This window comes from Cupriavidus sp. FW305-26, from assembly GCF_058787975.1.
On record NZ_JBYTAH010000019.1, the window covers coordinates 50,821 to 65,006 of the forward strand.

General features: G+C 68.1%; 14 protein-coding genes. 7 read left to right on the forward strand and 7 right to left on the reverse strand.

Annotated features, from left to right (window positions below):
* Positions 1-274: 274 nt before the first annotated feature.
* The gene (locus tag AC3WQZ_RS13240; RefSeq protein ID WP_010814038.1) at positions 275-604 is read left to right on the forward strand and encodes a helix-turn-helix domain-containing protein; all 330 of its coding nucleotides are present in this window, start codon (positions 275-277) and stop codon (positions 602-604) included.
* A gap of 22 nt (positions 605-626) precedes the next feature.
* On the opposite strand, the gene AC3WQZ_RS13245 is transcribed toward AC3WQZ_RS13240, so the two are convergent.
* Positions 627-890 carry a hypothetical protein gene (locus AC3WQZ_RS13245; RefSeq protein WP_010814037.1) on the reverse strand — a complete coding sequence of 88 codons (264 nt, stop codon included), beginning with the start codon at positions 888-890 and terminating at the stop codon, positions 627-629.
* Positions 891-918: 28 nt separating this feature from the next.
* On the reverse strand, positions 919-1,407 hold the full coding sequence (fur, locus tag AC3WQZ_RS13250) for a ferric iron uptake transcriptional regulator (protein WP_011616358.1): 489 nt from the start codon (positions 1,405-1,407) through the stop codon (positions 919-921).
* A 676-nt stretch (positions 1,408-2,083) separates the two neighbouring features.
* On the opposite strand from fur, the gene AC3WQZ_RS13255 reads away from it, so the two are divergent.
* From AC3WQZ_RS13255 to AC3WQZ_RS13265, 3 genes are read left to right on the forward strand one after another with little or no spacing between them, the layout of a single operon-like run.
* Positions 2,084-2,377, forward strand: a complete 294-nt coding sequence (locus tag AC3WQZ_RS13255) for a DUF3649 domain-containing protein (RefSeq protein ID WP_010814035.1) — start codon at positions 2,084-2,086, stop codon at positions 2,375-2,377.
* Positions 2,377-4,020: a PepSY-associated TM helix domain-containing protein gene (locus tag AC3WQZ_RS13260; RefSeq protein ID WP_492293392.1), complete on the forward strand. Its 1,644-nt coding sequence runs from the start codon at positions 2,377-2,379 to the stop codon at positions 4,018-4,020. The genes AC3WQZ_RS13255 and AC3WQZ_RS13260 overlap by 1 nt, the downstream gene beginning before the upstream one ends.
* Positions 4,017-4,379: a DUF3325 domain-containing protein gene (locus AC3WQZ_RS13265; RefSeq protein ID WP_439669579.1), complete on the forward strand. Its 363-nt coding sequence runs from the start codon at positions 4,017-4,019 to the stop codon at positions 4,377-4,379. The genes AC3WQZ_RS13260 and AC3WQZ_RS13265 overlap by 4 nt, the downstream gene beginning before the upstream one ends.
* 13 nt (positions 4,380-4,392) lie before the next feature.
* Here the strand turns inward: AC3WQZ_RS13265 and AC3WQZ_RS13270 are convergent, their stop codons facing one another.
* The 3 genes from AC3WQZ_RS13270 to AC3WQZ_RS13280 form a co-directional block, all read right to left on the reverse strand.
* The gene (locus tag AC3WQZ_RS13270) at positions 4,393-4,818 is read right to left on the reverse strand and encodes a PRC-barrel domain-containing protein (protein ID WP_010814032.1); all 426 of its coding nucleotides are present in this window, start codon (positions 4,816-4,818) and stop codon (positions 4,393-4,395) included.
* Positions 4,819-5,018: 200 nt separating this feature from the next.
* Positions 5,019-6,122 (reverse strand): porin, encoded by a 1,104-nt coding sequence (locus AC3WQZ_RS13275; protein ID WP_010814031.1) that lies wholly within the window; start codon positions 6,120-6,122, stop codon positions 5,019-5,021.
* Between the two features lie 423 nt (positions 6,123-6,545).
* The gene (locus AC3WQZ_RS13280) at positions 6,546-7,463 is read right to left on the reverse strand and encodes a LysR substrate-binding domain-containing protein (protein ID WP_010814030.1); all 918 of its coding nucleotides are present in this window, start codon (positions 7,461-7,463) and stop codon (positions 6,546-6,548) included.
* A 188-nt stretch (positions 7,464-7,651) separates the two neighbouring features.
* On the opposite strand from AC3WQZ_RS13280, the gene AC3WQZ_RS13285 reads away from it, so the two are divergent.
* Positions 7,652-8,674 carry a DUF1338 domain-containing protein gene (locus AC3WQZ_RS13285; protein WP_010814029.1) on the forward strand — a complete coding sequence of 341 codons (1,023 nt, stop codon included), beginning with the start codon at positions 7,652-7,654 and terminating at the stop codon, positions 8,672-8,674.
* Between the two features lie 92 nt (positions 8,675-8,766).
* On the opposite strand, the gene fusA is transcribed toward AC3WQZ_RS13285, so the two are convergent.
* Positions 8,767-10,872 carry an elongation factor G gene (gene fusA / locus AC3WQZ_RS13290; protein ID WP_492300704.1) on the reverse strand — a complete coding sequence of 702 codons (2,106 nt, stop codon included), beginning with the start codon at positions 10,870-10,872 and terminating at the stop codon, positions 8,767-8,769.
* A 293-nt stretch (positions 10,873-11,165) separates the two neighbouring features.
* On the opposite strand from fusA, the gene AC3WQZ_RS13295 reads away from it, so the two are divergent.
* Positions 11,166-11,795, forward strand: a complete 630-nt coding sequence (locus tag AC3WQZ_RS13295) for a response regulator transcription factor (RefSeq protein ID WP_010814027.1) — start codon at positions 11,166-11,168, stop codon at positions 11,793-11,795.
* 66 nt (positions 11,796-11,861) lie between these two features.
* Here AC3WQZ_RS13295 and AC3WQZ_RS13300 read toward each other — a convergent pair whose 3' ends face one another.
* Positions 11,862-12,626: a FadR/GntR family transcriptional regulator gene (locus tag AC3WQZ_RS13300; protein WP_011616363.1), complete on the reverse strand. Its 765-nt coding sequence runs from the start codon at positions 12,624-12,626 to the stop codon at positions 11,862-11,864.
* Positions 12,627-12,780: 154 nt separating this feature from the next.
* Between AC3WQZ_RS13300 and gudD the strand changes: the two genes are divergently transcribed.
* Positions 12,781-14,136, forward strand: a complete 1,356-nt coding sequence (gene gudD, locus AC3WQZ_RS13305; RefSeq protein WP_439669580.1) for a glucarate dehydratase — start codon at positions 12,781-12,783, stop codon at positions 14,134-14,136.
* The last annotated feature ends 50 nt before the right edge of the window (positions 14,137-14,186 follow it).

Here is a 14,186-nt window from a genome sequence, read left to right on the forward strand (position 1 = left end):
CGCCTTTATTGCTTATAAATTTCTTATATTCGAGTGATGAACTCGATATATTGGGCAACGAAGGCCACGAGGCAAGTCCGAAAGCTCGACAAGCCAATGCGCGCCACGATCCTTGATGCGATTGAGGACTTGGGGCATATGCCGAACTGCCAACATGTCAAAGCGCTAGCCAACCATGCCTATGGCTATCGGCTCGGAGTCGGCAACTACCGGGTGCTGTCCGACGGGGACGGAGCGATATGAATCGTGGAAATACAGGAAGTGAGAAAGCGGGATGAACGCACCTACTAACATCCAGACGATCATCGGGCCGGATGGCAAGCCGGCGTTTGTCGTGATTCCCTATGGGGACTACCTCTCGCAATATGCGCGCGCCAGTGATCTGGTTCCGCATGCGGTCGTGCGTCGCGTGCTAGCCGATGACGTGCCGCCTCTGCGCGCCTGGCGCGAGCATCTTGGCCTGACCCAGGCAGACGTCGCAGTGCGCCTCGGCATTTCACAGCCAGCCTATGCGCAGCAGGAGAACAGCACCCGCCTGCGCAAGACCTCGCGTGAGCGCATTGCCGCCGCACTCGGCATCACTGCAGCGCAACTCGATATCTGAGCCAGGACGCGAGGTCCCTGACTCAGGCCTGTGCCGCCGTGCCCGCCGCCACGTTGTACTGCTCGCGCACCATCATCACCACGCGGCGTGCCTGGCGCAGGTGGCGCACGGCGTCGGCTTCGCTGCGTTCGGGGAAATCGACTTCGGCGCTCCAGTTGCAGCCGGTGTGGTCGGGCCGGTGCACGCAGACCGCGCGCAGCTGGCAGTCGTGGCAGCCGGGCTCCTGCCGCAGGCACAGGTTGATCAGGCGTTTCAGTTCGGACAGGGGCTTGTTCAGGCGCTCCATGGATGGCTCCGTCAGGTGCGCGGCGAGCTTACGCCCGGGCGGGCAGCTCCGGCGTGGGTTCGGCCTCGGTGGCGCCGGCCCGGCATTGCGGGCAGACGCCGTACAGCACCAGCATGTGCTCGCGCAAGACAAAGGCGTTGTCGGCGGCTACCTGGCGCTGGCGCTGCTCGATGCTTTCATCGCGGAATTCCTCCACGCGGCCGCAGGCGACGCAGATCAGGTGGTCATGGTGGCCGCCTTCGTTGAGTTCGAACACGGCGTGGTCGGACTCGAAGCTGTGTCGCAGCAGGATGTCGGCCTGCACCAGCTGGTTGAGCACGCGATACACCGTGGACAGTCCCGCGTCCTCGTCCTGCGTCAGCAGGATGCGGTAGACGTCTTCGGCGCTCAGGTGGCGCCGGGCGCTGGTGCGGAACACTTCAAGGATCCGCATGCGCGGCGAGGTGGCCTTCAGGCCGGCGCGCTTGAGATGGATCGGGTTTGTGCTCTCGAATGACATGGCGGAAGGCATTGGCATGCGGCTGGCGCCCCGCGCGCAGGGCGGCGCCCGGCCTGGCGCCGCGCACGGGCGGCGTCGATGGCTTGGCGGGATTTCAGGCTGAAGCGCCAGGGCCGGACCAGTGCTGGCGCCCCCGTCCCTGGCGGCGCGCCGTGCCTGCACGACGCGCGGAATAAAAAGATGGCCTGGCTTGTCACCGGAAGACGCGATCGGGAAAGCGGGGTCTGGTTGCTTTCCCGATCTTCCGAAGACTGGCTACTGCCAAACGCTCCGCGTGACGGAGCGGTCCCCACAAAAGTCGGTGTCGAATGCCGCAGCGGCGGCATCCGGAAATCCTGTCGTTCCTGCCAGCTTCGGTTGCTGCCGCGTGCCGCGGCGCGCCGGACCTGGCCGGTCTGCCTGTCGGGAGGTGCGTCGTGCGTCAGGCAGTGATCGGATGGTAAATGGGAATCGATCTCATTACAAGGAAAATTTTACGGGTGGCCTCATTTCTTGAGGGTGGCCCGGTGGCGCAATGTACGACCTTGAGGGTAATAATGCGAATTGTTATCATTCGTAACGATTTCTTGCCCCGGTCCTGCGCCATGTATCGACTTTCCTCCCGCCATCGCCGCCCCGTCTCTGGCATGCCGCTGCAGTCAGCCCCAGCCGTGACGGCCGGCCTGGCCTGCGGCGCAGTACTGCGCGTGCCGGCATGAGCCAGGCCCACGCTTCCGGCTGGCGCTATCGCGCCGGGGTGGCCTCGCGCGCGGTCGCGGCCATTGCTGGCGGCTACGCGCTGGCGGCGCTGGCCACCGCGGCCCTGTCCGTGTGGCTGCCGATGGCGCGGCCCGATGCCGTGACGACGGCCACGCTGCTGTCCTTCGCGGTCTATGCCGCGGCGGTGGTCTGGGTCTTCGCGGTGCGCAGCGCGTGGCGAGCCTGGGCCGGGCTGGCGCTGCCGGCCGCGCTGCTGTTGGCGTTGCTGGCCGTGGGACGGGGCGGCTGATGCGGGCAGGTTTCAGGCAGTCGATGGCATGGCTCCATACCTGGAGCGGCCTGCTGGTGTGCTGGGTGTTGCTGCTGATGTTCTGCGGCGGCAGCGCCAGCTATTTCAAGGAAGAGATCTCGCTGTGGATGCGGCCCGAGCTGCATCGCACCGCGCCCGCCGCCGAGGTGCCGGCCACGCGGGTGGCGCAGAACGCGGTGCGCTACCTCAGCCGGCAGGCACCCGATGCCGCGCGCTGGTTCATCACGCTGCCCGACGATCGGCGCCAGGCCGCCACCGTGCGGTGGGTCTACAAGCCGGGCCAGGCGCCGCGCGATGCCGACGGCAAGCCGCGCCGGTTCGACAGCCGCTTGCTCGACCCGGCCACCGGCGCGCCGCTGCAGGCCGCGCGCGAGACCCGCGGCGGCGAGTTCCTGTACCGGCTGCATTTCGACCTGCACTACATGCCGGCCAGGTGGGCGCGCTGGATCGCCGGCTTCTGCGCCATGTTCATGCTGGTGGCCATCGTCAGCGGCGTCATCACGCACCGGCGCATCTTTGCCGACTTCTTCACGTTCCGGCGCGGCAAGGGCCAGCGATCCTGGCTCGATGCGCACAATGCGCTGGCGGTGCTGGCGCTGCCATTCCACCTGATGATCACCTACACGGGGCTGGTCACGCTGCTGTTCATGTATATGCCCTGGGGCATCGAGGCCGCCTACCGCGGCGGCGAGCGCGCTTTCCAGGCCGAGGCGATGCTGCGTCCGCGGCCAGCCAGCGCAGCGGGCACGCCCGCCGCGCTGGCAAGCGTGGCAGACATGGTGGCGCAGGCGGAGCGCCGCTGGCAGGGGGCCGCGCCGCGGCGCATCACCGTGAACCTGCCGGGCGATGCCAATGCCACCGTGGCGCTGACCCGTGCCGAGCCGACCACGCTGGCACACGATGCGTCCACGCTTGAATTCTCCGGCACCAGCGGCGCCATGCTGCGCGCGTACGCGGAAGACAAGTCAGCGGCAGAGCTGACGCGCAGCGTCATGACCGGCCTGCATATCGCCGGCTTTGCTTCACCAGGCCTGCGCGCGCTGTTCTTCCTGTGCGGCCTTGCCGGAACCGCCATGGTGGCTACCGGGGCGATCCTGTGGGCGGTACGCACGCGCCAGCAGCAGGCCAAGGCGCTGGCTGCAGGTGCTCGGCCCGGCGTTGGCCTGCGCCTGGTCGAGGCGCTGAACATCGGCGCCATCGCCGGCCTGCCGATTGCCTTTGCCAGCTACTTCTGGGCCAACCGCCTGTTGCCGGTGGAACTGGCGCAGCGGCCTGAAGCGGAGGTCCGCTGGTTCTTCATCGCCTGGGCCGCCTGCGCGCTGCTGGCGCTGCTGCGTCCCGCGCGTGGCATGTGGCGCGCGCAGTTGTGGGTGGGTGCGGCGCTGTTCGGGGGCGTCCCGGTGCTCAACGCCCTGACCACCGGATCGCACCTGGGCGTGACCTTGATGCAGGGGCGCGGGCCGGCGGCGGTGGCTGGCTTCGACCTGGTGACGCTGACGCTCGGTATCGCGCTGGCAGCCGCGGCCTGGATGGTCGGACGCGGGCAGCCGGCACCGCGGCGCACGTCACGCCAGCCGCAGAAGGTGGCCGAAGTGGCTGCCGTCACGCAGGAGCCCGCATGAGCATGAATATGCTGGCTGCCTTCGCACTGTCGCTGTCAGGATTCGCCGCACTGGCGCTGTCGCTTGACCGCCACCATGCCGATATCCATGGCCGCGGCAGCATGCCGTCGCGGCGCTCGGTGGCTGGGCTGCGCGCGGCGGGTGCCGGCGCGCTCGCGCTAACCTGGTCGCTCCACGTTGCTGCCGACGGCGGGCCGCTGGGAACGGTGTCGTGGCTTGGCACGCTGACCGCCAGCGCGTTTGCCGTGGCGCTGGGCCTGTCCTATGCGCCACGCGCGGTGCAGCGCCTGCTGCCGGGCGTGGCGGGTATCGGCCTGGCCGCGCTGGCCGCGCGCTGGCTGCTTGCAACCTGGATGTAGCCCCTGCGCAGCCTTACAGCGGCGGGGGCACCCAGTACGGATCGCGGCCGTAGTACTCGTGCAGCGACTTGCCCCACTGGGGATCGGCCATGCTCGGCCAGCTGTCCTTGTTGAAGCCCGGTGCGGATTTGAGCCGGTCTGCCGTCACCGCAATCCGGAAGCATTTCTCGTCGGTGTCCATGACCAGTGCATTCCATGGGATGGCGTGCAGCGTGTCGCCAATGCCGAGGAAGCCGCCGGTGGTCAGCACCGCGTAGGCGATGCGGCCGTGCGGCACATCCAGCATGATCTCGGAAATCTTGCCGACGTGTTCGCCATCGGATGAATAGGCCTTGGTGCCGTCAAGGCTCGATGCCGCCATCACTTCAGGGCCCGGGCCTTCGCCCACGCCTGAACCGATGATGGCCGCGCCTTCACTGGTGGGAGGTTGGTTCGGCATGCTGTGCTCCTTGTCGCAGGACGTTGGAATGCATGGCATGCGCAATGACCATGCCTGCGCCGTTTGTGGCGCCGTACGCATGGGGCTGAAGTTGCCGGCTGCCGCCGTGGTAATTCTTTCGCGCGGCATGGAAAAAAAGGCGCGTCAGCATGGCGCCGCGTGCCTTCCTGCAGCGGCACCCGGTGGTGCCGCCGCGATCCTCAGAAGTGATGCCGCATGCCGAGCATGACGCCCACGCGCGTGGTCCTGTCCACGCCCGCGGCGGGCGCGCCGGCCCAGTATTCGGTCTCGCGTCCGACCGCGCCGCCGCGCGCGTGCACGGCATCGGCTTCCAGGTATACGCTGGTGCGCTTGGACAACGCATAGTCGGCCACCACGGCGATGCTGTCGGCGTTGCCGCTGCCCAGCAGCGCCGGCACGTCCTGGAACTGCGTGGTCACGTTGCCGCCCTGCCAGTAGCGGTAGTAGGCGCCCGAGACGTGCAGCGCCGGCGTGAGCTGGTAGCCGAGGCCGGCAAAGGCAATATTGAAGCGAGCGTCGCCCGCCGATTCGCGCCGGCCCATGTGCCCGAGGTAGGCCGTGGCCTTGCCGAAAGCGTAGGAGCCGCCCACCGAGTAGTTGCGCACGGTGTTGCCGCCGTCGGCGCTCTTGCGCTGGTCATAGGCCGCGCCCAGCGCCAGTGCGCCCTGCTGGAACATCAGCCCGCCCCCCAGCGTGATGCCGCGCGCCAGGCTGCCGGGCTGCTCGCCGGTGCCATAGTCCAACTGCAGCGTGAACGGTCCTGCGGTCTTCTTGTAGACCATGCTGTTGTTGATGCGGTAGTCCTGGAAGAAGATGTCGCCGCCGATATACAGCGGGTCGGACCAGAAATTGCCCCAGCCCTGGTCCAGCGGATTGAAGGCCCAGCCAATATTGTTCAGCGCGTTGTACTGGCGCCCGAAGGTCAGGCTGCCCCAGTCGCCGGAAAGTCCCGCATAGGCCTGGCGCCCGAACAGCGTGTTGTAGCTGGAGCGGCCGTCGTCGCTGCCGATGCCGGCCTCGAGCCGGAAGATGGCGTGGTTGCCGCCGCCCAGGTCTTCATCGCCCTTCAGGCCGAAGCGGCTGCCGACCATGCCGCCGGAGACCAGTGCGGCCTGGCCGTTGTGGTGGCCATCCAGGTTGGAGGTGTAGCGCACGGCGGAGCTGGCGATGCCGTACAGGGTCACGCCTGGCTCGGCGTGGGCGTTGGTGCCGGCGAGGGCGGCAAGGGCGACGAAAGGCAAAAGCCCGGCCGCCAGCAGCCAGTGGCTGGCTGTCTGGTTCATGGATTTCCTCCGGAAGTCCGACCCGCCCCGGTGCTTGCAGCGCGCCGGCGCGGATCCGTCAGGCCGATGGCCTGCGGGTTCCAGTCCCGCGCGGGGGCGCGCGGGTCGTCATCGGGCGCAGCGCAACGGACGCGCAGGGCCCGGGCGAAGGTCGAAGTGGGCGGCGATGCCTGGTTGGCGGCGAATGCCGGCAGTGTTGCCGGGCAAGCCTTGGGCAGCGCCGGTTGCCGGCGCCACGGGAGCGGCCCGAAGGCCATTGAGCGGGTTCGCCGGCGCCCACTTCGGCAGTCATGGCGGCCTGGGCCGATATGACTGGGGAGGCATGTTCCGGGTCGTCCCGGGTGCGGCGAACAGGCGCTAGTTTACCTGCATTGCGCAAATGCCCCCGGAAAGTGCGTCATCGGGCGCAGCGAGGCGGCGCGATCAGTTGCCGGCAGCGGTGGCCGGCGCATCGCGCGACAGGCCCAGGATCCAGTTGCGGAAGGCCGCCAGCGCTTCGGATTCGGGCCGGCCCTCCGGATAGGCGAAGTAGTAGCCCTGCTGTTCGTCCAGCATGCCCGCCAGCGGGATTACCAGCTGGCCGGTCTGCAGCTCGCGCTCGATCAGCAGGCGCGGCGCCAGGCCGATGCCAAGCCCGGCCGTAGCGGCGGCCGTCATCATCGTGAACAGCTCGTAGCGCGGCCCGCGCGAGGCGGCCAGGTCATAGGCCCAGCCCTGTGCCGCGTACCAGTCGCGCCAGGCGTTGGCGCGCGTGCTCAGGTGCAGGTGGCGGCAGCGCGCCAGGCTGGCGGCGTCGGTCACGGGATGCCCGGCCAGGAAGGCGGGGCTGCACACCGGCACCATGCCGCCTTCGCGGAAGATCACGCCGCCGCGCGTGCCGGGCCAGAACTGGTCGCCGAAATAAATCGCCGCGTCATAGGCGCATTCCTGGAACGAGAACGGCTGCGAGCGCGCCGCCAGGTTGACCGTCACATTGGGATGGCGCCGCGCAAAGTCCGGCAGGCGCGGGATCAGCCATTGGGTGGCAAAGGTGGGCACCACCGCCAGCTCCAGCGTGTAGCCCATGGCCCGGCCGGTGGTGATTTCCAGCGTGTCGCGCTGCAGGTGGTCCAGGTGCCGGCGAATGCGCGCGGCGTATTCGCGCCCGGTATCGGTCAGCTCCAGGCGCCGGCGCACGCGTGTGAACAGCGCCACGCCCAGGCGCTGCTCCAGCTGCGCCACCTGCCGCCCCACCGCGCTGTGCGTCAGCGCCAGCTCTGCCGCGGCGCGGGTAAAGCTGCCCAGCCGCGCCGAGGCCTCGAAGGCCTGCAGCGCGCCCAGGTTGGGGATGTCGTTTCTCATGGGACTGCGAGGGAAGGAAGGCTGACAGTATAAACAGCGGCGCCAGGCCGCACCGCTACCGCGGTCGTGCGCCGCACGCACAACGTTGTGCGCAATGCGCGCTTGTGCGCGCCATGGGGGTGCCCCTATCCTGCCCCGCGTATCGTCGCCAGCCCGGCTGCCATCCCAGTGCTCACCTGTTTGTGCCCATGACCTCCAATCTCTCCACGCTTCTCACCGCCAACGTCGGCGCCGCCCGCGCCGCGCAACTGCTCGCGCTGGTCACCTTGCCCGCGGATTTGCCGCAGGCCCCGCAGGGCCGTGCCAGCCGCGCGGAAATCGCCCAGGCCCTGAACATGGTGCTGTTCGGCGGCATCCTCGAGCGCGTGCCGAGCGGCCGCGCCTACACCGACGACGTTGCCGCCGCCGGCGGCAAGGTCACTTTCGACCACGGCGCGCTGCGCACGGTCAAGTGGCGCGACAACGGCGCGCTGCCCGAAGGCGAGGCCGCCTTCACCCGCATCCTGCGCCCGCTCGGCTACGTGCTCAACGGCACCTATCCGCTGGACCGCATCGGCATGACCGGTCGCTCATACGCGCATGCCGACGCGCCCGAGGGCATCGCCCAGTTCTTCCTCAGCGAATTCCATCCGGAACGCTTCAGCGACGCCTTCCGCGCCGCCGTCAGCCGCGTCACCGGCACCTCCGCCGACCCGCTCACGCCGCGCGCGCAGACCCTGCTGTGGCAACTGGAGCGCGACGGCGCGCTGGACCTGGCCGACGGCGCCGAGCTGGTCGGCCTGCTGGTGCCATGCTTCGAGCGCCAGCACGCCACCCCGAGCCTGGCCGACTATGAAACGCTGCTCAGTGAATCGGCCGAGATGGCCTGGGTCGCCACCGAAGGCAACGCCTTCAACCACGCCACCGACCGCGTCGACGACGTGTTCGCGCTCGCCGAGCAGCAGAAGCAGCTGGGCCGGCCGATGAAGGACAAGGTCGAAGTCTCGCGCAGCGGCCGCGTCAAGCAGACCGCGTTCCGCGCGGATACGGTGCGCCGCGCCTTCGTCGGCGCGCACGGCGAGACGGTGGAGCGGGACGTGCCGGGATCGTTCTACGAGTTCATCACGCGCGATCGCTTTGCCGATGAAGCGGCAGCGCCGCAGCGTTATGACCTGGGGTTTGATGCCGGGAATGCGCAGGGGATCTTCAAGATGACGGCGGCGGCCTGCTGATTGCGATGAAGGAGGAGGGCGCGGGCGCGTGGATGCGCCGGCCCTTTCCCTCGGCCCCTCTCCCGCACGCGGGGGAGGGGAGCAAACCATTGTTACCCCCGCTTCGTCGATATCACCGCCTCAGCCACATTGGCCGGCGCCTCGGCATAGTGCTTGAACTCCATCGTGTACGTCGCGCGCCCCTGCGTCAGCGAGCGCAGCGTGGTGGAGTAGCCGAACATGGTTGCCAGCGGCACCTCGGCGCGCACGATCTTGCCGCCGCCACCGGCGATGTCTTCCATGCCGTGCACCATGCCGCGTCGTGACGACAGATCGCCCATCACGTTGCCGGTGAATTCCTCAGGCGTTTCCACCTCGACGGCCATCATCGGCTCCAGCAGGACGGGCCTGGCCCGGCGCATGCCTTCCTTGAACGCCATCGAGCCGGCCATGCGGAATGCGTTCTCGTTCGAGTCGACGTCGTGGTAGGAGCCGAACACCAGCGTGGCCTTGATGTCGACGATCGGGTAGCCGGCCAGCACGCCTGACCGCAGGGTCTCGCGGATGCCCTTGTCCACCGCGGGGATGAACTCGCGCGGCACCACGCCGCCCTTGATGGCATCGACGAACTCATAGCCGCCGCCGTGCGGCATCGGCTCGAGGTTGAGCACCACGTGGCCGTACTGGCCGCGTCCGCCCGATTGCTTGATGAACTTGCCTTCCACGTCCTTGACCGGCTGGCGGATGGTCTCGCGGTAGGCCACCTGGGGCTTGCCGACCGATGCCTCCACGCCGAACTCGCGCCGCATGCGGTCGACCAGGATTTCCAGGTGCAGCTCGCCCATGCCGGAGATGATGGTCTGGCCGGATTCCTCGTCCGTGGTCACGCGGAAGGACGGGTCTTCCTGCGCAAGGCGGTTCAGCGCAATGCCCATCTTTTCCTGGTCGGCCTTGGTCCTGGGTTCCACTGCCTGCGAGATCACCGGTTCCGGGAAGCTCATGCGCTCCAGGATGATGACCTTGTCGGGGTCGCACAGGGTGTCGCCGGTGGTCGCTTCTTTCAGGCCGACGGCCGCGGCGATGTCGCCGGCGCGCACTTCCTTGATCTCCTGGCGCACGTTGGCGTGCATCTGCAGGATGCGGCCCAGGCGCTCGCGCTTGGCCTTGACCGGGTTGTAGACGGTGTCGCCGGATTTGACCACGCCGGAATAGACGCGGAAGAAGATCAGCTGGCCGACAAAGGGGTCGGTCATGATCTTGAACGCCAGCGCGGCAAACGGCTCGTCGTCGTTGGGATGGCGTTCGGCTTCGCGGTCGTCTTCGGTGTGGCCCAGGATGGCCGGCACGTCGGCGGGCGAGGGCAGGTAGTCGATGACCGCGTCCAGCATGCTCTGCACGCCCTTGTTCTTGAAGGCGCTGCCGCACAGCATCGGCACGATCTCGTTGGCGATGGTGCGCTTGCGCAGGCCGCGCTTGATCTGCTCCTCGGTCAGCGGCTCGCCCGACAGGTACTGGTTGAGCAGCGTCTCGTCGGCCTCGGCGGCGGCTTCGACCATCTTGTCGCGCCATTCCTGTGCGGTCGCCAGCAGGTCCGCCGGGATGTCCTGGTAGGCAAAGCGCACGCCCTGGCTGGCATCGTCCCAGACGATGGCCTTCATCTTGACCAGGTCGACCACGCCCTGGAAATGGTCCTCGGCGCCCAGCGGGATCTGGATCGGCACGGCGCGGCCCTTGAGGCGGTCGGCGATCTGCGTCTGCACGCGGAAGAAGTCGGCGCCGACGCGGTCCATCTTGTTGACGAAGGCAATGCGCGGCACCGCGTACTTGTTGGCCTGGCGCCAGACCGTCTCGGACTGTGGCTGCACGCCGCCGACGGCGTCGTAGACCATGCAGGCGCCGTCAAGCACGCGCATGGAGCGCTCGACTTCGATGGTGAAGTCGACGTGTCCCGGCGTATCGATGATGTTGATGCGGTGTTCGGGGTAGTTGCCGGCCATGCCTTTCCAGAAGGCAGTGGTGGCGGCCGACGTGATGGTGATGCCGCGCTCCTGCTCCTGCTCCATCCAGTCCATGGTGGCCGCGCCATCGTGCACTTCGCCCAGCTTGTGGTTGACGCCCGTGTAGAACAGGATCCGTTCGGTCGTCGTGGTCTTGCCGGCGTCGATATGCGCGCTGATGCCGATGTTGCGGTAGCGCTCGATGGGGGTCTTGCGAGGCACAGTGTTCTCCATGGATGAAACACGCTTGAATAGAGTAGCACCACTGGCTGTTTGCCGTTGTCCCTGCCGTGCGCAGGGGCAACACCGCCACGGCCCCGTGCTCCGGCATGAGCGCGTGTCTGAGGCGGGCCTAGGATTCGGCCTCATGCGAAACCGATTTCTCCCATCCTGCCAGCGTCCGCGGCTCCCTATACTGGCGCAGCATCGCGCCCCGCGTGTTAATCGCCCTGCCATCCCATGCCCGGGCAGAATGCGCGCCGTCGCCGATGCGTTCCCGGACTACGAAGCCACGCATGACAACCATCCTGATCGTTGACGACCATCCGGCGATGCGGCTGGTGCTCAGGCACCATCTGCTGCAGCTGCTTGGCGTAGACGAGGTGATCGAAGCAGACAACGGACAGTGCGCCATCGAGCTGGTGCGCGCGCGCACGCCGGACCTCGTGCTGCTCGACCTGGACATCCCGCGCTCCAGCGGGCTGGATGTGGCGCCGCGCCTGCGCGCGATCCATCCGCAGGTGCGCATTCTGGTGGTGACGGCGCTGGACCCGGCGGTGTTCATCAGCCGGTCATGGCAGGCCGGTGCGCAGGGCTTCGTCAGCAAGACCCAGGACATCAAGGAAATCCTGCGTGCGGTCGAGGCGGTGCTGGCGGGCTATACCGTGTTCCCGGTGCTCAGCCGCGGCGGCGCGCCGCGCCAGGCCATGTCGGCGGATGAGGAGATCCTGCGGCGCCTTTCCGACAAGGAACTGGTGGTGCTGCAGATGCTGGCGCGCGGCATGTCCTACAAGGCCATCAGCGCCAGCCTCTTTATCAGCAACAAGACCGTGAGCAGCTACAAGGCACGCATCATGGGTAAGCTGCAGGTCTCGTCCCTGGTGGAGCTGGTGGACTTTGCGCGGCGTTGCCGGCTGACCCCCTGAGCTCGGTCCATATCATTAGACATCGTATGACTTGGCGGCCGCACCCATCCAGTGCGCGCGCGTCGCTCAGCCTTGGGCGCCGGCCGGCGCCGAGGCCTTGCGCAGCCGTTCGCGGCTGTTGGTCAGGTGCATGCGCATGGCGGCCTTGGCCCCGTCCGGGTCGCGGCGCTCGATCGCGTCGTAGATGTTCTCGTGCTCGATGCTGACGCGGTCCAGGTACTGCTCGCGCTCGGGCGTGCTGACCTGCAGGCGGCTGCGCGGGATCACCATGGTGCCCAGGTGGCCCATGATGTCGGTGAAATAGCGGTTGCCGGTGGCGCGTGCAATCGCCAGGTGGAAGGCAAAATCGCTCTCCACGGCGTCGTTGCCGGCGCCGGCACTGCGCTTGAGCTCGTCCAGCGCCTGGCGCATCGCGGCCAGCTGCGCGTCGGTGCGGCGCGACGCGGCCAGGCCCGCGGCCTCGGCCTCAAGGCTGACGCGGAATTCCAGCATCGCCATCACATCCATGGCCGTGCCCAGCGCGTCCGGCCCGATGCGGAAGGGCGAGGGCGCCTCGGCCGCGCGCGCCAGCACGAAGGTGCCGATGCCGTGGCGCGTCTCGACCAGGCCGCTGGCCTGCAGCCGCGACAGTGCCTCGCGCACCACGGTGCGGCTGACCCCCATCGACGCCATGATCTCCGACTCGGTCGGCAGCTTGTTGCCGGGCTTGAGCTGGCCCTGGCGGATTTCTTCGCCAAGGGCTTGCACCACTTCTTCGGCAAGCGTGCGGCCGCGGCGGCGCAGCGGCGCAGAAACGGGCGGAACGGACTGGGCGGAGGTGGAGTTCGGCATGGTGGATACGGGCGGGGTTTCCCGGACTTGACCGGTTCGAGATGGCCTCATTATACTGGGTTATCAGTCATACGATGACAGATAACATACGCGAAGTGATGGTCCGGTGAACAATACTGCGCCCGCCATCGGAAATGCCGGAGACAACCCTGAGATGACCCCAACCGCCGCCCCCATGGCGTCCGCCCACACCCCGGTCGTGACCGAACTGACCGTGGTGCCCGTGGCCGGGCATGACAGCATGCTGATGAACCTGTCCGGCGCCCATGGCCCGTACTTCACTCGCAATATCGTGATCGTGCGCGACAGCGCCGGCCACACCGGCGTGGGCGAGGTCCCGGGCGGCGAGGGCATCCGCCAGACGCTGGAAGACGCGCGGCCGCTGCTGGTGGGCCAGCCCATCGGCCAGTACCAGTCCATCCTGAACCGCGTGCGCGCGGCATTCGCCAGCCGCGATGCCGGCGGCCGCGGCCTGCAGACCTTTGACCTGCGCATCACCATCCATGCGGTGACGGCGCTCGAGGCGGCGCTGCTCGACCTGCTCGGCCAGCACCTCGAGGTGCCGGTGGCCGCACTGCTCGGCGAAGGCCAGCAGCGCGACGCCGTGGAGATGCTCGGCTACCTGTTCTATATCGGCGATCGCCAGCGCACCACGCTGGACTACCGCACCGAGCCCGATGCCGACAACGCGTGGTTCCGCCTGCGCAATGAAGGGGCGATGACGCCCGAGGGCGTGGTGCGCCTGGCCGAAGCCGCTTACGAGCGCTATGGATTCAACGACTTCAAGCTCAAGGGCGGCGTGCTGAGCGGCGACGAAGAGATGGAAGCGATCCTGGCGCTGGCCGAACGCTTCCCGAAGGCGCGCATAACGCTGGATCCCAACGGCGCCTGGTCGCTGGCAGAGGCCGTGCGCCTGTGCCGCGACAAGCGCGGCGTGCTGGCCTATGCCGAAGACCCGTGCGGCGCCGAAGACGGCTATTCCGGGCGCGAGATCATGGCCGAATTCCGCACTGCCACCGGCCTGCCCACCGCCACCAACATGATCGCCACCGACTGGCGCCAGATGGGGCACGCCGTGCGGCTGCAGTCGGTCGACATCCCGCTGGCCGACCCGCACTTCTGGACCATGCAGGGCTCGGTGCGCGTGGCGCAGATGTGCGCCGAATGGGGCCTGACCTGGGGCTCGCACTCGAACAACCACTTCGATATTTCGCTGGCGATGTTCACCCACGTGGCCGCCGCCGCGCCGGGGCGCGTCACTGCCATCGACACGCACTGGATCTGGCAGGACGGCGAAAACCTGACCCGCAACCCGCTGCGGATCGAAGGCGGCCTGGTGCAGGTGCCCAAGACCCCGGGCCTGGGCGTGGAGCTCGACATGGATGCCCTGGCGCGCGCGCACGAGCTGTACCAGCGCAAGGGCCTGGGCGCACGCGACGATGCCGCGGCGATGCAATTCCTGATCCCCGGCTGGAAGTTCAACAACAAGGCGCCCTGCATGGTGCGCTGACGCAGTACCGGCAACGCCCAACCGGCCGCTGCCGTGATCGGCACGGCTGG